General features: G+C 72.3%; 14 protein-coding genes. 6 read left to right on the forward strand and 8 right to left on the reverse strand.

Features of this window, described 5'->3' with window-relative positions; all coding sequences use genetic code 11:
* The first annotated feature begins 371 nt into the window (after window positions 1-371).
* Both SPI96_RS03555 and SPI96_RS03560 read left to right on the forward strand, forming a co-directional pair.
* Window positions 372-1,589 (forward strand): acetyl-CoA C-acyltransferase, encoded by a 1,218-nt coding sequence (locus SPI96_RS03555; protein WP_321080993.1) that lies wholly within the window; start codon window positions 372-374, stop codon window positions 1,587-1,589.
* 29 nt (window positions 1,590-1,618) lie between these two features.
* Complete coding sequence (locus tag SPI96_RS03560; RefSeq protein WP_414601901.1) at window positions 1,619-2,416, forward strand: enoyl-CoA hydratase/isomerase family protein; 798 nt, start codon at window positions 1,619-1,621, stop codon at window positions 2,414-2,416.
* Window positions 2,417-2,590: 174 nt separating this feature from the next.
* Here the strand turns inward: SPI96_RS03560 and SPI96_RS03565 are convergent, their stop codons facing one another.
* From SPI96_RS03565 to SPI96_RS03580, 4 genes are all read right to left on the reverse strand, one after another.
* Entirely contained in the window at window positions 2,591-2,848 is a 258-nt protein-coding gene (locus tag SPI96_RS03565; protein WP_321080995.1) for a hypothetical protein, read from the reverse strand.
* Window positions 2,835-3,134 carry a metalloregulator ArsR/SmtB family transcription factor gene (locus SPI96_RS03570; protein ID WP_321080996.1) on the reverse strand — a complete coding sequence of 100 codons (300 nt, stop codon included), beginning with the start codon at window positions 3,132-3,134 and terminating at the stop codon, window positions 2,835-2,837. The genes SPI96_RS03565 and SPI96_RS03570 overlap by 14 nt, the downstream gene beginning before the upstream one ends.
* A gap of 179 nt (window positions 3,135-3,313) precedes the next feature.
* Complete coding sequence (gene panD, locus SPI96_RS03575; RefSeq protein WP_321081104.1) at window positions 3,314-3,751, reverse strand: aspartate 1-decarboxylase; 438 nt, start codon at window positions 3,749-3,751, stop codon at window positions 3,314-3,316.
* A 140-nt stretch (window positions 3,752-3,891) separates the two neighbouring features.
* Complete coding sequence (locus tag SPI96_RS03580) at window positions 3,892-4,464, reverse strand: RDD family protein (RefSeq protein WP_321080997.1); 573 nt, start codon at window positions 4,462-4,464, stop codon at window positions 3,892-3,894.
* Window positions 4,465-5,061: 597 nt separating this feature from the next.
* Between SPI96_RS03580 and paaZ the strand changes: the two genes are divergently transcribed.
* Window positions 5,062-7,173 (forward strand): phenylacetic acid degradation bifunctional protein PaaZ, encoded by a 2,112-nt coding sequence (gene paaZ, locus SPI96_RS03585; RefSeq protein ID WP_321080998.1) that lies wholly within the window; start codon window positions 5,062-5,064, stop codon window positions 7,171-7,173.
* A 206-nt stretch (window positions 7,174-7,379) separates the two neighbouring features.
* Here paaZ and SPI96_RS03590 read toward each other — a convergent pair whose 3' ends face one another.
* Together SPI96_RS03590 and SPI96_RS03595 are read right to left on the reverse strand one after the other, a co-directional pair.
* Window positions 7,380-8,006, reverse strand: coding sequence for a TetR/AcrR family transcriptional regulator (locus SPI96_RS03590; RefSeq protein WP_321080999.1), 627 nt, complete (start codon window positions 8,004-8,006; stop codon window positions 7,380-7,382).
* An 83-nt stretch (window positions 8,007-8,089) separates the two neighbouring features.
* The gene (locus SPI96_RS03595; protein WP_321081000.1) at window positions 8,090-9,442 is read right to left on the reverse strand and encodes a phenylacetate--CoA ligase family protein; all 1,353 of its coding nucleotides are present in this window, start codon (window positions 9,440-9,442) and stop codon (window positions 8,090-8,092) included.
* Window positions 9,443-9,679: 237 nt separating this feature from the next.
* On the opposite strand from SPI96_RS03595, the gene SPI96_RS03600 reads away from it, so the two are divergent.
* The gene (locus SPI96_RS03600) at window positions 9,680-13,282 is read left to right on the forward strand and encodes a TM0106 family RecB-like putative nuclease (RefSeq protein ID WP_321081001.1); all 3,603 of its coding nucleotides are present in this window, start codon (window positions 9,680-9,682) and stop codon (window positions 13,280-13,282) included.
* A 155-nt stretch (window positions 13,283-13,437) separates the two neighbouring features.
* Here SPI96_RS03600 and SPI96_RS03605 read toward each other — a convergent pair whose 3' ends face one another.
* A complete protein-coding gene (locus SPI96_RS03605; protein WP_321081002.1) occupies window positions 13,438-14,409 on the reverse strand; it encodes a DUF559 domain-containing protein in 972 nt (323 codons plus the stop codon).
* A gap of 252 nt (window positions 14,410-14,661) precedes the next feature.
* Here SPI96_RS03605 and SPI96_RS03610 point away from each other — a divergent pair, with 252 nt between their 5' ends.
* A complete protein-coding gene (locus SPI96_RS03610; protein ID WP_321081003.1) occupies window positions 14,662-15,651 on the forward strand; it encodes a GNAT family N-acetyltransferase in 990 nt (329 codons plus the stop codon).
* A 200-nt stretch (window positions 15,652-15,851) separates the two neighbouring features.
* On the opposite strand, the gene SPI96_RS03615 is transcribed toward SPI96_RS03610, so the two are convergent.
* Window positions 15,852-16,637, reverse strand: coding sequence for a rhodanese-like domain-containing protein (locus tag SPI96_RS03615; RefSeq protein WP_321081004.1), 786 nt, complete (start codon window positions 16,635-16,637; stop codon window positions 15,852-15,854).
* On the opposite strand from SPI96_RS03615, the gene purB reads away from it, so the two are divergent.
* Window positions 16,636-18,078, forward strand: coding sequence for an adenylosuccinate lyase (gene purB, locus SPI96_RS03620; protein ID WP_321081005.1), 1,443 nt, complete (start codon window positions 16,636-16,638; stop codon window positions 18,076-18,078). The genes SPI96_RS03615 and purB overlap by 2 nt on opposite strands.
* The last annotated feature ends 49 nt before the right edge of the window (window positions 18,079-18,127 follow it).

Below are 18,127 nucleotides of genomic sequence, written 5' to 3' on the forward strand. Positions count from 1 at the left end.
GGGGGGGGGTCCCCCGCCCCCGGGCCCCCCCCGCCCCCCCCCCCCGGCCCCACCCCCGGCGCCCGCCCCGGTTGCACTGGCCCCGGGGCGCTGTTTTTCTGCGGCGGGTGCCTCGTGGATGCGCCCCTCTCGCGACGGGCAGGCGCGGACACGCGAGGCCCCCACCAACGACGGCGGCAGGTTGACCCACGTCACATTCCGCGCCGATACTGGCTCCCGAACGATCGGTCGGTAATCCCGCCGCACAGTCCGCCACCACACGGTCCACCACGCACCCCGCCGAACAGTCCGCCACACATCTCACCCCACACCCCACACCCCGCCCGCCCATCACACCCCACCCCACCCGTCCATCACGCAAGGAGTCCCGCATGACCGCCCAGCCCCAGGCCCTGCTCGTCGGAGGGCGCCGCACCCCGGTCGGCCGCTACGGCGGCGCGCTGTCCTCGGTGCGGCCGGACGATCTCGCCGCCCTCACCATCAGGGCCCTGCTCGAGGACACCGGCCTCGACCCCTCCGCCGTGGACGAGGTCATCCTCGGCAACGCGAACGGCGCCGGCGAGGAGAACCGCAACGTCGCCCGCATGGTCTGGTTGCTCGCCGGCTTCCCGGACACCGTCCCCGGCATCACCGTGAACCGCCTCTGCGCCTCGGGTATGTCCGCGATCGGCATGGCCACCGCGCTCGTGCGCGCGGGCATGGCCGACGTCGTGGTGGCCGGCGGCGTGGAGTCGATGTCCCGCGCCCCCTGGGTCATGGAGAAGCCGACGACGGCGTTCGCCAAGCCCGGTGCGGCGTTCGACACCTCCATCGGCTGGCGCTTCGTGAACCCCCGCTTCGGGTCGGGCGAGTTCGGCGAGAAGTTCACCTTCTCCATGCCCGAGACCGCGGAGGAAGTCGCCCGCGTGGACGGCATCACCCGGGAGGACGCCGACGCCTTCGCAGTGCGCTCCCACGAGCGGGCCCTGGCGGCAATCGAGGCCGGGCGCTTCGCCGAGGAGATCGTCCCGGTGACCGTGCGCAGCCGCAAGGGCGCCGAGACCGTCGTGGACACGGACGAGGGCCCGCGCCCGGGCACCACTGCGGAGGTCCTGGCCGGGCTGCGCCCGATCGTCACGGAGGGCGGGGTGGTCACCGCGGGCAACTCGTCGTCCCTGAACGACGGCGCCTCCGCCGTGCTGGTGGTGTCCGAGGCCGCCGCGGAGAGGTACGGGCTGACGCCGCGGGCGCGTGTCGTGGAGTCCACCTCGGCCGGGCTCGCCCCGGAGATCATGGGCCTGGGCCCGGTGCCGGCCACCGAGAAGGCCCTTGCCCGGGCCGGGTGGACCGTGGCGGACCTGGGTGCCGTGGAGCTCAACGAGGCCTTCGCCTCGCAGTCGCTGGCGTGCCTGCGGCGCCTCAACCTGGACCCGGAGACCGTCAACGCCGACGGCGGCGCGATCGCCCTCGGGCACCCGCTGGGCTCGTCCGGGTCGCGGATCGTGGTGACCCTGCTCGGCCGCATGGAGCGTGAGGGCGCGGACCGGGGCCTGGCCACGATGTGCGTGGGTGTGGGTCAGGGCACCGCGATGCTCCTGGAGCGGGTGTGATCGCCGTGGACGAGAACGTCTTCCCCGGACTGGCGGCCACGACGGCGGGCTTCACCGCCGTGCGTATCGAGGCCGACCCTGAGCGCCCGGACCGTGTGACGGCGGTGATGGACCGCCCGGAGGTCCTCAATGCGATCGACCAGACGATGGTGGACGAGTTCCATGCCCTCTGCGGGTGGCTGGAGCGGGACCCGCGGATGCTGATCCTCACCGGCACCCGGGTGGAGGATCGCCGGCGCGGCGGCACGAAGGGTGTGTTCGCTTCCGGGGCGGACATCGCCCAGCTGCGGCAGCGCCGGCGCGACGACGCCCTGCGCGGGGTGAACTCGCAGCTGTTCGACCGCATCCACCGTCTGCCGATGCCGGTGATCGCCGCGATCGACGGGGTGGCCTTGGGCGGTGGTGCGGAGCTGGCGTGGGCGGCGGACTTCCGGATCGCCACGGATGCGGTGCGGATCGGCCAACCCGAGGTGGGTCTGGGCATCACCGCGGCGGCGGGGGCCCAGTGGCGCCTCAAGGAGCTGGTGGGTGAGCCGGTGGCGTTGGAGATCCTGCTGGCCGGGCGTGTGCTCGACGCGCGGGAGGCGCTCGAGCTCCGACTGGTCACTGAGGTGCATCCGGCGGAGGAGCTGATGGACGCCGCCCACGCCCTCGCGGACCGGATCGGCCGGAACGACCCCCTGGCGGTGCGTCTGTCCAAGAGGGTCTTCCACCTGCCGAGGGAGGCCCACCCGCATGTGGACGAGATCGCCCAGGCCGTGCTGTTCGAATCCGAGGCGAAGGCAGAGCGCATGCAGGCCTTCCTGGACCGCAGGAAGAAGGGGTAGGGGGCTGGGGTCAGGAGTTCGAGTGCCACAGCCCCGGAGGCCGGGCTCCTGAACGCAGAGCACCCCCGGACCGTGATGGTCCGGGGGTGCTCTGTTCAGTGCGAGCTGACGCGCGGGGCTCGCCGCGCAGGTGTCAGCCGTGGCGCGGCGGCCGGTCGGGCCGCCGCCGGCAGATCAGGCCGCGACGCCCTCGTGGGCGCAGGTGCCGCAGGAGCAGTCCTTGCAGGTGCAGGTGGCGCAGGCGTCGTCACAGTTGGTGCAGGAGCAGGTGTCGCACTCCTCGACGTGGTCGCCGTGGATGTGGTGCAGGTGACCGTCGTGCTTGTAGTCCACGTGGTCGCCGTGCTGCACAGCCTCGTGGCCGCAGTCCGGGCCGTGGGCGTGGTCGTGCTCGGGGTGGACGGCGTGGGTGGAGTGGTCAGTGGTCGTCATGGCGGTGCTCCTCTGCTGCATGGTGGACAGCGTCCCGGATGATGTGGGACACGTGGTCGTCAGTGAGCGAGTACCTGCGGGTCCGGCCGTCGAGGTCGGAGCGCACGAGTCCGCTCATTCGGAGCACACGCAGATGCTGGGACATCAGCGTGTGCGTGACGCCGAGGTTCTCGGCCAGATCGCTGACACTGACAGGCCCCTCGGTGAGCCCCAACAGCACGGCGACGCGCACTGGAGAGGCGAGGACCTTGAACAGCTCGGCTGCCTGGACGATCTCCGGCTTCACGTTCATCACTATACCTGCACATCTGCTCATATGTCCACCCGATGGGATGGAGCGGCGGTCATGGGTCACCCGCAGTGTAGGCACCCCGGCTGCGACACCCGTGTCGACGACGTCCTGCCGGCTCCACCACCCCAGCCCTCAGGCCCAGGGCCTAGGACTCGAGGCTCCGATCTCAGAACTCAGAGCTCAGCCTGCGCCTCGTCCCAGTGACGGGAATGCGGGGGGCGGGCGACGCCGTCGAGCAGACCCTCGGCCGGGTCCACGCCCAGCTCCACGATCCGGTTCTGCTCGTCCACATGCACGACCTTCGGGGAGAAGGTGCGGGCCTCGTCGTCGTCCATCTGGGCGTAGGCGATGAGGATGACCACGTCGCCGGGGTGCACCAGGTGCGCGGCGGCCCCGTTGATGCCGACGACGCCGGTGCCACGCTCGCCCGGGATCGTGTAGGTCTCGAGGCGGGCACCGTTGGTGACGTCCACGATGGACACGAGCTCACCGGGGAGGATGCCCGCGGCGTCTAGGAGGTCCTGGTCGACGGTCACGGAGCCCACATAGTGCAGGTCTGCCTGGGTCACGGTGGCCCGATGGATCTTGGCATGGAACATGGTGCGCAGCATGCGGTCGGTCGTCTCCAGGGTGGGGTCGGGTGTCCGAGCGGACTGCACCATCCTATGCATGAGCACCGGGAGGGTGAGGAGGGCGGACCCGCCGTCGCCAGCTCAGCCCGCCCTCTTTGAGGACCGTGATCAGAAGTCGGTCATCGGGACGAGACGACGTAGGTGCCGGCGATCTTGTCGTGCCAGCCCTGCCGTCGTCCGCTGTTGTCGAAGGTGGCAGACAGGAAACAGAGGATGGTTCCCAGGAAGCCGACGAAGGGGATGAGGGAGCACAGGCCGGGGATCAGGTACCGGACGAATGCTGCGCCGATATTGGGCGTCTTGCCGTTCGACGCGCGGACCACCTTGATCTTCATGATCATCTTGCCCAGTGTCTGGCCCCACAGGCCGACCATCACCGTCTCGTAGGCATAGGCGAGCAGCATGCCCGCGACGACCGATCCGAGCATCGCCCCCATGCCGGCAAGGACGCCGCTGCCCCCGTCGCTGAACGAGCCGGAATAAGCGTCGTAAGAGCTGGTGCTGGAAGCGACGCCCGCGGCCGCCATCGCCGTGCCGATGGCGATGCAGATGCCGACAATGAGCCCGACGATGATGCCATCCAGGACACGCGCGATCGCCCTCTGACCCGTGTCCGCAAGCTTGACGGCACCCCGCCCCGCGATGTGCACGTACTCCGCCAGTCCGGCCGCGACGGAACCGGCAGCCACCATGCCGGGCGCACCCGGGGCGCCGACAGTCGCGTGCGGATCATGGCCGCTCTGGTGCTCGCTAGTGGGCTGACCTTCGGTGGGGGGGGGTGGGGGACTGAGGCGAGGACGACATAGGGGGCCTTTCTGTGGCGGTGGTGAAGACGACTGACCCCATGCTTCAACACCAGTCAGCCTGTCGAGCACGGGATGCATTAAGCGGCGGCCACCGGGAGAGGAGGGACCGCACCAGCACACATGGGGTCGCATGCGGCAGCTGGTGGGGACCCCCAAGGGCTCTGACAGAACCGTAGTGATGATTCACCCTGTGACCGTCGCCCATATCATACACACAGATTAGGGAATACCGAGACTTGGATCGCGTGCAGTCCTCGCCCGAGTCGGGCATCGGTCTCGCAGGTCGAGCCCACGCAGACACCCGGAGGAGGGCGGGCGGTGCGCGGGACGCGGGGGCCGCCAGCGGGCAGCCGGCGGGACGCGGGGGCCCCGACGACGACGCGCCCCCTCCCCTCCCGCGTGACGTGCGTCTCGGCTAGGGTGAGATCCAATAACCGACCGATCGGTCGGGACTCGTCCTCGCCCCCGACGTCAGGAGCCCCCGTGACCGCCACCGCCGAACGCCCCGGCACCGAGCAGACCGCCCCCGAGATCCTCCCGAGCTTCGTCGCCGGCTCCTGGTGGACGCCGGAGGACCCCCAGAAGGTCACCGACGTCCTCGACGCCAACACCGGCGAGCTGGTGGCGCGCGTCTCCACGGACGGCATCGACACGGCCGCCGTCATCGAGCACGGCCGCACCGTGGGCCAGCGCAGCCTCGGCGAGCTGACCATCCACGAGCGCGCGCTCAAGCTCAAGGAGCTCGCCCTCTACCTGAACTCCCGCATCCAGGAGCTCTACGACCTCTCCTTCGCCACCGGCGCCACGCAGCGTGACCACGCCTTCGACGTCGACGGCGGCATCGGCACCCTCTTCACCTTCTCCGGGAAGGGCCGCCGCGAGCTGCCGAACGCCAACGTGATCGTCGACGGCCCCGTGGAGCCGCTCTCGAAGGACGGCTCCTTCCTCGGCGAGCACATCTACCAGCGCATCCCGGGCGTGGCGGTGCAGATCAACGCGTTCAACTTCCCGGTGTGGGGCATGCTGGAGAAGTTCGCGCCCGCGTTCGTCGCCGGTGTGCCGACCGTCGTGAAGCCGGCCACCCCCACGGGCTACGTCACCGAGGCGTGCGTGCGCATGATGCTCGAGTCCGGCGTGCTGCCGGAGGGCTCCCTGCAGCTCATCTCCGGCTCCGCCCGGGACCTGCTGGACCACCTGGACTACCGGGACCACGTGGCCTTCACCGGCTCCGCCGCCACCGCGGCCACCCTCAAGCGCCACCCCCACGTCCAGGAGGGCGGGGTGCGCTTCACCGCGGAGACCGACTCGCTCAACGCCGCGATCCTCGGCCCGGACGCGGGCCCGGACACCCCCGAGTTCGAGGCGTTCGTGAAGGTCGTCTTCCAGGAGATGACCGTCAAGGCGGGCCAGAAGTGCACCGCGATCCGCCGCGTGATCGTCCCGGAGGCCATGGTCGAGGACGTCACCGCGGCCCTCACCGAGCGCCTGTCCGCGAAGGTCGTCCTCGGCGACCCGCGCACAGAGGGCACCACCATGGGCGCCCTGGCCTCCAAGGAGCAGCAGTCCGAGGTCCGCAGGGCGGTGCAGACGCTCGTCGACGCCGGCGGCCGGGTCCGCCTGGGCGGCCCGGAGGGCTCCACGGGCGACGCCGACGCCGAGGCCGGCGCGTTCTTCGCCCCCACCGTGCTCTCCTTCGCGGACGCCCGCACCCCCGCGGTGCACGAGGTCGAGGCCTTCGGCCCCGTCACCTCGGTGATCGGGTACACGGATGTGGACGACGCCGTCGCGCTCGCCGCGCTGGGCTCCGGCTCGCTGGTGGCCACGGTGGCCACGAACGACGGCGACACCGCCCGCGCGTTCGCCGCCGGGATCGGCGCGCACCACGGCCGCGTGCACTTCCTGAACCGCCAGACCGCCAAGACCACCACCGGCCACGGCGCCCCCGTGCCGGTCCTGGTGCACGGCGGTCCGGGCCGCGCCGGCGGCGGCGAGGAGCTCGGCGGCGTGCGCGCCGTCAAGCACTACATGCAGCGCACCGCCGTGCAGGGGTCGCCGGACATGCTGACGGCGGTCACCGGGGTGTGGCATGTGGGGGCGTCCGCGCAGACCGTGACCCGCGCGGAGGTGGAGTCCGGGGAGAAGGAGCACCCGTTCCGCAAGTCCCTGGAGACGCTGCGGATCGGCGACCAGTTCGTCTCCGACCTGCGGACCGTGCGGCTGGAGGACATCCTCGAGTTCGCCGAGCGGACCGGGGACACGTTCTACGCCCACACGGACGAGGAGGCTGCCTCCGCCAACCCGTTCTTCCCGCGACGGGTGGCGCACGGGTACCTGCTGGTCTCCTGGGCGGCGGGGCTGTTCGTGGAGCCTGCCCCGGGGCCGGTCCTGGCGAACTACGGGCTGGAGTCGTTGCGGTTCCTCACGCCGGTCACCTACGACGACGCGATCCGCGTGACCCTGACCGCCAAGCGGATCACCCCCCGCGTGACCGACGACTACGGCGAGGTGGCCTGGGACTGCCGGATCCACAACCAGCACGATGAGCTGTGCGCCCAGTACGAGGTGCTCACCCTCGTGGCGAAGACCCGCCCCTGACCTCCCCCAGCGCTCCCGTGTACGAAACGGGAGGTTCCTGAAGCGCTTCCGTTCGGGAAACGGGAGGTGCTGGGCTCCTTCCGGCGGGCGAAACGGAGCGCCTGAGCGCCGGCCCGTTTCACACACCGGAGCTCCCTGAGGAGCTCCCGTTTCTCGAACGGGAGCGCCCTGGGGAGCTCCCGTTTCTCGAACGGAAGTGCCAGGGGTCAGCCGCGCAGGCCGCCCAGGGCGACGCCGGTCACGGCCTCGATCATCTCCTCGGTGGTCTTGTGGCCGGGGGTGCCGTCGTCGGCCCGGTACCAGTCCACGATCGAGTTGATCATCCCGAGGGTGAGGCGGGCCAGGTTGTGGGGCGTGACGTCGTCGCGCACCGCACCGGCGGCCTGCGCCGCAGCGATCATCTCCCCCAGCCGGCGGGTGATCTCCCGGCGCCGGGCCATGGCGGCCCGCTCCACGTCCGAGTTGCCGCGCAGGCGCAGCAGCAGGGTCACCTGGGGCATGCATCGGGCGAGCACACCCAGGGTGCCGCGCACTGCCGCCTCCACCTGCGCGGCGGGCGGGGCACCCGAGGCGGCGACGTCGTCGAAGGCGGATTCGAGCGCGTCCAGGGCGTCGTCGAGGGCCTCCCCGAGGATCGCCTCCTTGGACTCCACATGGTGGTAGATCGCCGACTTCGAGATCCCCAGGTGGGCGGCCAGCATGCCCATGGAGGTGGCCTCGTAGCCGTGGCGGTTGAACAGCTCCACGCAGGCGGCCAGCAGTGTGGGCTTGTCGTAGCCGGGGCGGCCGCGACGGGGGGCGGCGGCCGTGCGGGGTGCCTCGGTCTCAGTCACGGTGTCCTCCCTGCACAGCACGGGCCCGGCGCGTGTGCACCGGGCCCGTCCACTCTATCGAGTGGTGGGCCTGACGCCTCCGGTCAGCCCTTGTCCCGGAGGTCGTAGACGCGCTTGAGCTTGCCGGAGGAGCGGGCCAGGGTGTCCGGCTCCACGACATTCACCGTGCAGGAGGAGCCGATCCGCGTCTTGATCTCCTTCTGCAGCAGCCGCGCCCCCTCCTGGGCGGTCTCGGGGGCGACGTCGGGGCGGCGCTCGATGTTCACGGCCATCTGGTCCATGCGCTCCGGGCGGGTGAGTTCCAGGGTGAAGTGCGGGGAGAGCGAGGGGATCTGCAGGGCGAGCTCCTCGATCTGCGAGGGGAACAGGTTCACGCCGCGCAGGATGATCATGTCGTCCGAGCGGCCGGTGATCCGGCCCATGCGGCGGTGCCCTGGGTGTGTGGTGCCCGGCAGCAGGCGGGTGAGGTCGTGCGTGCGGTAGCGGATGATCGGCAGCGCCTGCTTGGTGAGCGAGGTGAACACGAGTTCGCCGGGGCGGCCGGTCTCGAGCACCTCGTCCGTGAAGGGGTCGATGATCTCGGGGCGGAAGTGGTCCTCCCACACGTGGGAGCCGTCCTTGGTCTCCACGGATTCACCGGCGACGCCGGGGCCCATCACCTCGGAGAGCCCGTAGATGTCGACGGCGTCGATCTCGAAGGTCTGCTCGATCTCGCGGCGCATCTGGTCGGTCCAGGGCTCGGCGCCGAGCACGGCCCGCTGGAGGGAGGTCCGGCGGGGGTCCAGGCCGAGCTTGCGGAAGCCGTCGGCGATGGTCAACAGGTAGGTGGGGGTGGAGAGGATGGTGGTGGGCTCGAAGTCGTGGATCAGTTGGACCTGCTTCTCGGTCTGCCCGCCGGACATCGGGATGACGGCGGCGCCGAGGCGTTCGACGCCGGCGTGGGCGCCGAGGCCGCCGGTGAACAGGCCGTAGCCGTAGGCGTTGTGCACGCGGTCGCCGGGGCGCACGCCTGCGGCGCGGAGGCATCGGGCGACCAGGCCTGCCCAGGTGGAGAGGTCGTCGTCGGTGTAGCCGACGACGGTGGGCTGGCCGGTGGTGCCGGAGGAGGCGTGGATGCGACGCAGCTCGGGCCCTGTGGCGGCGAAGGCCTTGAAGGGGTAGTTCCTGCGCAGGAACTCCTTGTCCGTGTAGGGGAACTTGGCGAGGTCGGCGAGCTCGGTGAAGTCGGAGGGGTGCACGCCGTGGGCGTCGAAGTGTTCGGTGTAGGCGGGGACGTTCTCGTAGGCGTGGTGCAGGCTCCAGCGCAGGCGTTCGGTCTGCAGGGCCTCGATCTGGTCCCGGCTCATCGTCTCTTCGGGGTCCTTCGCGCCGCGGGCCTGGGGGTCGGCGGGGACGGGGGCCGGCGTGTAGGGGTTGGGGATCGAGGCCTCGAGCATGGCGTTCCTCCTGGGTCGGGCGGCCGGGGGGCGGGTGGGCCGGGGGTGTCCGCGTGCCGGCGACGACGGCGGTCGGCGGGGTGGCGACGACGGCACGGGAATTACTGAACGATCATTAGGTAACGCGCTCAATGTGATCTGCGTCAAGTCCGAGGGGCCATCGGATGCGCGCCGGACGCCCCGCCGCGGGCACAGGGGAGCCTTAACGCGTCCGCCCCTCCTGCCTAGGGTGGGGCCATGGTGAAGATCCTCGACGACGGCGCGACCACCCTGCTCAGCCCCTCCGACATCACGGCCGCCGCCACCTGCGAGTACGGCTGGTTCCGGGACCGTGTGGACCCGGCCCTGGGGCGCTCGCCCCGCCGGCCCGACGCCGAGGACGCCTTCTCCGAGCGCGTGTCCGGCCTCGGGGACACCCACGAGGCCCGGGTGCTCGAGGGCCTGGTGGCCGAGCACGGGGCGGAGCAGGTGGCCGTGCTCTCCCGGCCCGCCGCATGGACCCCGCAGGGGATCGCCGCAGCCCGCGAGGCCACGGCGCGGGCACTCGAGGCGAGGGCCGCCGTCGTCTTCCAGGCGATGCTGCACGACGGCGCCTTCGGCGGTCTGGCGGACTTCCTGGTGTGGACCGCGGACGCGGAGCACCCAGAGGGCGCCTACGAGGTGGTGGACACCAAGCTGGCCCGGCATGCCCGGGTGACGGCGCTGCTGCAGATCGCCGCCTACGCGGACCTGCTGGACGGCATGGGGGTGCCCCGGGCGCGCACGGGGGCGCTGTGGCTGGGGGACCACACCCGCCACGAGGTGGACCTCACCGAGGTGATCCCCGTGTACCGGCGGCAGCGGGCACGCCTGGAGCGGCGGCTGCACGCGCACATCGAGGCGGGGCTGCCTGTCGACTGGCAGGACCCCACGCTCACGATCTGCGGCGCCTGCGGGGCGTGCGAGGACGCGATCGCCGCCCACCGGGACGTGCTGCTCACCGCGGGGTCCACACGGACGCAGCGGGTGCGGCTGCGGGAGGCCGGGATCACCACCATCGAGCAGTTGGCCGCGTCCACGTCGAGCCCGGAGGGTATGACGGAGCGCACCTGGCGCGGCCTGCGGGATCAGGCGGCCATGCAGCTGGGCGAGCCCCTGCCGGACGGCCGGCCGCCGTTCGTGGTGGTGGACGCCGAGCCGATCCGCCGCCTACCCACCCCGGACCCCGGGGACATGTTCTTCGACTTCGAGGGCGACCCGCTGTGGACCGCCCCCTCCGGTGCCATGGAGGGGCTCGAGTACCTGTGGGGCTGGGTGGAGGCCCCGAGCGGGGACACCACGGCGACGGCGTTCGGCGAGTTCGCGTTCACCGGCCTGTGGGCGGATTCGCGGGCGGAGGAGCGGGCGGCGCTCGAGGAGTTCGTGCGCGTCGTGGAGGCCCGGCGGGCCGCCCATCCGGGCATGCGGATCTACCACTACGCCGCCTACGAGGTGACCGCGCTCAAGCGCCTGACGGTGCGGCACGGCGTCGGGGAGGCGGAGCTGGACGACTGGCTGCGGGCCGGGCTGTTCGTGGACCTGTACTCCACGGTGCGGGCCTGCCTGCGGGCCGGCGTGCCGAGCTACTCCATCAAGAAGCTCGAGCCCCTGTACATGGGTGCGGACCACCGCTCCGAGGACGGCGTGACCACCGCCGCCGACTCCGTGACCGAGTACCACCGGTACGTGGAGGCCCGGAGCGCCGGAGACGAGGACGAGGCCCGGCGGGTGCGCGCGGGCATCGAGGACTACAACCGGTACGACTGCGTCTCCACCGCCCGCCTGCGGGACTGGCTGCGGGGGCAGGCCGGTGCCGCCGCCCAGACGGTGGCCGGGCAGGAGCCGGAGCACACGGTCGGGGCCGCCGAGGGCTCCGAGGGGCCGGGTGAGGCCCCCGGGCTGGACGCCGCGGAGGCCTCGCTCGAGCAGGAGCTGCTGGCCCTGGCCGGCACCGGGTACGCGGACGCCGAGCTCGACGACGAGCACCGCGGCCTGGCCATGCTCGCCGCCGGCCTGGGGTACTACCAGCGCGAGGACAAGCCCATGTGGTGGGCTTTCTTCGACCGCGGCGTCTCTCCCGTGGACGAGTGGCAGAACCCCCGGGCCAACGTGCTGTTCGACCGGGTGGACGTCGCCGAGGACTGGCACCGTCCGACGCCCCGTGCCCGGACCCAGCAGCGGGTGCTGCGCGTCAGCGGCCGCCTGGAGCCGGGCACGGAGCTGACGCCGGAGGCGGAGGCGATGACCGTCTACGAGGACGTGCCGGCCGGGCGCCTGGAGTGCCTGCAGCCCAATGCCGTCCGGTGGGTGGGGTGCAAGGCCGTCGTGGAGGACGTCGAGGACCTCCCGGACGGGACCAGCGTGCTCACCATCCGCGAGCGCATCGCCCTGGAGGCCGAGCCCCACGGCGAGCTGCCGATGGCGGCGTTCGCCCACACGGTGATCCAGAGCGCAGCCCTGGAGGGTCGGATCCTGCAGCACGGGATGGCGGCCCGCGCGGCCGGGACCCTGCCGACGGGAGCGGCATCGGACGTGCTGGCCCGGCGTTCCCCGGCCGCCGGGGGCCGCCCGCTGGCACAGATCAGCGCCGAGGCCCGGGCCGCGGGGGCCGAGGGCGCCCGTGAGGGCTGGGAGGCGCTCGTGGAGGCCCTGGAGTCCGCGCGCGGTTCCTATGTGGCCGTGCAGGGGCCTCCCGGCACGGGCAAGACCCATGTGGGCAGCCACGCGGTGAAGGCCCTGCTGGACCGGGGATGGAGCGTGGGGGTCACGGCACAGTCCCATGCCGTGGTGGAGAACTTCCTGGGCAAACTCTCCTCGCTGGGAGTGCCGCCGGAGCGGATCGTCAAGCAGGGCAGGCGCAAGCAGCCGCAGGAGGACCCGCGCTGGACCAGCGTCGCCGGCGGCGCGGGGGCCGCCGCCTCCACCGGGCAGCCCGGCCTGGTGGTCGGGGGCACCGCGTGGGCCTTCGCCCATCAGAATGCGAACCGGTTCGACCTGCTGGTGATCGACGAGGCCGGGCAGTTCTCTCTGGCGCACACGCTGGCCGCCGCGGCCATGGCGGACACCGTGCTGCTGCTCGGGGATCCGCAGCAGCTGCCGCAGGTCAGCCAGGGCACGCATCCGCAGCCGGTGGACCAGGCCGCCCTGGGCTGGCTGGTCGAGGGCGCCCCGGTGCTGGCCCCCGAGCGCGGGTTCTTCCTGGACACCACGTGGCGGATGCACTCGGCGCTGACGGCGGCGGTCTCCGAGCTCTCCTACGGCGGGCAGCTGCGGGCGAAGGAGGACGTCACGGACACCCGCCTGCTGGAGGGTGTGGCCCCGGGCCTGCACCCGGTTCCTGTGTCCCACGCCGGCAATGCGGTGTCCTCCCCGGAGGAGGCCGCGCAGGTGGTGCGGATCCTGCGGGAGGAGCTCGGCATCGGGACCCCGACGGCGCGGATGTGGTCCGGTTCGGCCGGGAGCGCTCCGCGGCCGCTCACGGACGAGGACGTGATCGTCGTCGCGCCCTACAACGCGCAGGTGGCCACCGTGCGGAAGGCGCTCGACGCCGCCGGGTTCACGGGCACCACCGTGGGCACCGTGGACAAGTTCCAGGGCAGGGAGGCGCCGGTGGCGATCCTCACGATGGCCGCGTCCTCCCCGCAGGACGTGCCCCGCGGGCTGGACTTCCTGCTGAACCGGAACCGGCTGAACGTGTCCATCTCCCGCGGCAAGTGGGCCGCCTACCTGGTGCACTCCCCCGCCCTCGCGGACGCCCTGCCCACGAACCCGGCGGACCTGCCGATGGTCGGCGCGTTCCTGCGGCTCGTGCAGCCCGGCTGACCGGCCGGGCCGGCGCGGCCGGTCAGCCCCGACCGGGAGTCGCTGCACACTCATGTTGCCTCCGCACCTCGGCCCGCCGCCCAGGCCCCTACGAGCCCCCTCGCGCCGAGATGAACGCCTTGACCGCGTCCCCGCCTGGATTCCGGTTCCAGCGTTCATCTCGGCGGGAGTGCCAGCGCAATCCGCAGCTGCCGCAGGAACAGCTCCCGGTGAGGCTCGCGGAACACGTCCGCGGTCACCCGGATCACGGTCCAGCCCTCCGCCCGCAGACCGGCGTCCCGCTCCCGGTCCTCCCGCCACTGGCGCTGGTCCGTGCGGTGATGGTCGCCGTCATACTCCACAGCCACCCGCTCCTGTGCCCAGACAAGGTCGACCCGCAGCCGCTGCCCCGTCTCCAACCGCACGGCGGGGTTGACCTCCGGCTCGGTCAGCCCGGCCTCGTGCACCAGCAGGCGCAACCGCGTCTCCTGGGGCGAGTCCGACCCCGGGCGCACCAGTTCCGCGGCCTGCCGCGCCCGGACGACCCCTCGCGCTCCCCGCTGTGCGGCGACCCTCGCCACCAGCTCCTCCCGCCGCACGGCGCCCACCGGCTGGCGCTGCCGACGACGCCGGCCCCGGTCCCGCTCGTCCAGCAGCATCCCGTCGCCCACCACCACGAGATCCTCCAGCGATGCCCCAGCCGCCGCGAGGTCCAGGACCGCGCTGGGCCCGTCCACCACCCGCACCCCCTCCACCTCGAGAGTCACCCTCTCGCCGGCCCGCCGGTGCACGCGCACCCCCGATCGACGCGCTGCCACCGGCGCGCTGGCCGGCAGGGTCAGGTGCACGGCTTCATCGGTGTCCCACCGAGCGGGCAGCTTCACCCCGAGCACGCGCAGCGCCGTGGTGTGGGAGAACGCCGCCGTGGGGTGGATGTCCTGCAGGGCGCGGAGCCGGTCCAGCAGCTCGGGCTCCCGGTCCCTGCGCCGCCACAGGCCCCGCCCCTCGGAGACGAGGTCCGCGCGGCGCAGCCGGTGGGCGGGCACCCCCGCCCGCCGGGCCGCGACCGTGGAGAAGACGCTGGGCTCGCGCAGGAGGCCGTCGAGCCCGCAGGGCATCAGCGGCAGAGGCGACGGTGGACGAGCCATGAGGCGAGTGTGCCCGATTCGGGCACGCCGGCGTCGTCGCCTGTGGACAACCGGGCCGGACGGGCGGCCACGCGTCCAGCCCTGCTCCTCACCCAGTGCCCCCACACACACACGCGCACCCCTCCCCTCACGCTGCCCCCTCACGCCGAGTTGAACGCTGTGACCGCTACCCCGCTCGGATTCCGGTCCTGGCGTTCGTTTGGGCAGGGACGAGGCACCCGCGCCGAGGCCTTCACCTTCTACGATGCCTCCATGGAATCCAACGGGTTGCCCGACGTCGCGCTCAGACCCGTCACCGAGGATGACGAACCATTCCTCTGGCACTGGATGCACGGCACCCCCGACCCGGAGTGGAAGCGGTGGGACGCCCCCTACTTCCACGCCGCCGACGGCCCCGCCCCGGACCGGTCTCGGTTCCAGACCGCCCACGCCCGCCGCGTCGCGTCCGGGAACTCCCGCATCGTGCAGGTTGACCGCACCCCCGCGGGCCTCGTCACCCGCCATGAGGAGGACCCGACCGGGTCCGGGTGGTGGGAACTGGGGATCCTGCTGTTCGACCCGGCCGTCTGGGGTCGCGGCATCGGCACGCGGGCTCTGGATCTCTGGCTGGAGGACACCTTTGCCGCGACCGACGCTCACCTGGTCACCCTGACCACCTGGTCCGGCAACACGCGGATGACCGCCGCGGCACACCGGGCCGGCTTCCGGGAGGTCGCCCGCATCCCGGAGGCCCGACGGTGGGAAGGGCGTCAGTGGGACTCGGTCCGACTGGCGGTGCTCCGCCGTGAGCGGTGCACGACGCCGGCCGCCCCGCCGCGGGACGGGGTCGCCTACCACGAGGGGCGCCTCCCCGCACCTGGGCCGCTGCGGGATCTGTACGACTCGGTCGGCTGGTCGGCGTACACGGACGCGATGCCGGCACTGGAAGCGGGCCTCGTCGGTTCAGCGCACGTGGTCACAGCCTGGGAGGGGGACGTGCTGGTGGGGCTGGCCCGAATCGTCTCCGACGGGCACACGATCGCCTACCTGCAGGACGTGCTCGTGCGCCCGAGCCATCACCGGCGCGGCATCGCCTCCGAGCTGCTGCGCCGGGCCTTCGCGCCCTTCGCCCAGGTGCGGCAGCATGTCCTGCTCACGGACGCCGAGCCCGGGCAGCGCGCCTTCTATGAGTCGGTGGGGTTCACGGAGGTGCATGAGCTGGCCCACGGCGGCGGGCGGGCCTTCGTCCGGTTCCAGCGCTGAGCCGGACGGGCGGGCACCCGGCTCGCCCAGGGACGCACTGCGGACACCCCGTCCGCTGTTCCTTCACCACCCCGCCCCCTCACACCGAGACGAACGTTGTGACCGCTACCCCACCCGGATTCCGGTCACAGCGTTCATCTCGACGTGGGCGGGGCCGGCAGCAGGGGCCGGCGCGGGGAGGGGCCGGCGCGGAAGGCCCGTCAGCCCGCCTGGGAGGCGACGCCGGCCGCCCAGGTCCGGTAGCCGCCGTCGAGGTTGCGCACGGCCCGGCCGTGCTCGGCCAGGATCCACGCGGCGATGTGCCCGCGCACGCCCACCGCGCAGTGCACGATCAGCGCACCCTCGGGCAGCTCGTCGAGCCGGTCGCGCAGCTCGTCTACCGGGATGTTCACGGCACCCGGGATGGCGCCGGCGGCGAACTCCGCCGGGCCGCGCACGTCGATCAGCGACGCCCCGGCGGCCATCGCGTCCGCCAGCTCGTGCCACTGCACGGTCGGCGTCACGCCGGTGAGCGTGTTCTGGTCCACGTAGCCGAGCATGTTCACCGGGTCCTTGGCCGAGCCGAACGCCGGCGCGTACGCCAGCTCCAGATCCGCGAGGTCCACCGCCCGCAGCCGCTTCTCGTTCCAGCCCGTCGAGGCCACCTGCAGCCCGAACACGCCCACGATCGCAGTGCCCAGCACGGGCCGGTCCTCGCCGGGGCGCCCGGTGAGGACGTCGGCCAGCACACGCCCCTGCCGGTTGGCCGTGTTGGCCAGCGGCACCAGCGTGGTCTCCGCGGTGAGCCCGTCGACCTTCTCGACGGCGTCGCCCACCGCGTGGATGTGCGGGTCCGAGGTGCGCAGCCGCTCGTCGACCGAACCCGGCGGACCTGCCGATGATCGGCGCCTTCCTGCGGCTGATCGAGTCCCGCCCTGCCGGGTGAGGCAGCGGTACAGGGCCATGGAACCGACACCCTCCACCACCGATGCCAGAATGGACCCCATGAGCTCGCAGCCCTCCGCCACGTCCGCCGCATCCACCGCCGACCGCCGCCCGCTCGGGGCCGCAGGCCTCAGCCTCGGTCCCCTCGACGGCCGTTACCGGTCCGCCGTGGAGCCCCTCGTGGACCACCTCTCCGAGGCCGCCCTGAACCGCAACCGCGTGCACGTGGAGGTCGAGTGGTTCATCCACCTGGCTGAGCACCGCGTGTTGGCCGGCCTGGACCCGCTCACGGACGAGCAGAAGGCCGGTCTGCGCCGCATCGTCACGGACTTCGACGCCGACTCCGTGGCCGAGCTCGCCGAGACCGAGCGCGTCACCGTGCACGACGTCAAGGCTGTGGAGTACTTCATCGCCGCCCGCCTCGAGGGCCTCGGCCTGGGTCGGCTCAAGCCGCTCGTGCACTTCGCGTGCACCTCGGAGGACATCAACAACCTCGCCTACGCGGTGGGCGTGCGCGACGCCGTCGAGCTGGTGTGGCTGCCCGCCGCCCGGGCCGCGGTGGAGGCCGTCTCCGCGATGGCGCAGGCCGGGGCGGACACCCCGATGCTCTCCCGCACGCACGGCCAGCCGGCCACCCCCACCACCCTGGGCAAGGAGATGGCGGTGTTCGTGCACCGTCTGGGCCGTCAGATCCGCCGGATCGAGCAGCAGGAGTTCCTGGGCAAGATCAACGGCGCCACCGGCACCTACGCCGCGCACCTGGCCGCGGCCCCGGGGGCGGACTGGCAGCAGATCTCCCGTGACTTCGTGGAGCACCTGGGCCTGACCTGGAACCCGCTGACCACGCAGATCGAGTCCCACGACTGGCAGGCGGAGCTGTACGCCGACGTCGCCCGGTTCAACCGGATCCTGCACGGCTTCTGCGTGGACGTGTGGAGCTACATCTCCATTGGCTTCTTCGCGCAGATCCCCGTGGCCGGTGCCACCGGCTCCTCCACGATGCCGCACAAGGTGAACCCGATCCGGTTCGAGAACGCCGAGTCCAACCTGGAGCTCTCCTGCGCCCTGCTGGACTCGCTCGGTGCCACGCTGATCGAGTCCCGCTGGCAGCGGGACCTCACGGACTCCACCTCGCAGCGCAACATCGGTGTGGCCCTGGGCCACTCGGTGCTCGCACTGTCCAACGTGACCAAGGGCATGGGGCAGCTGCAGATCGCTGAGCCCGTGCTCGCGGACGACCTCGACCGCAACTGGGAGGTCCTCGGCGAGGCCGTGCAGACCGTGATGCGCGCCGAGGCCATCGCCGGGGTGCCGGGCATGGACAACCCCTATGAGCGTCTCAAGGAGCTCACCCGCGGGCACCGGGTGGACGGTGCGCGCATGCGTGAGTTCGTGCAGGGCCTGGGCCTGTCCGACGACGCCGAGGCGCGCCTTCTCGAGCTCACGCCCGCCGGGTACACGGGGCTGGCAGCGCAGCTGGCCGCCGAGTTCGGCCGCGCCTGACGGAGAACAAAAACAACAAATACGATTCGCCCATGTCCCGTGCGGGCGT

Origin of the sequence: Micrococcus sp., assembly GCF_034179925.1 — a bacterium.
Classification (GTDB): Bacteria; Actinomycetota; Actinomycetes; order Actinomycetales; family Micrococcaceae; genus Micrococcus.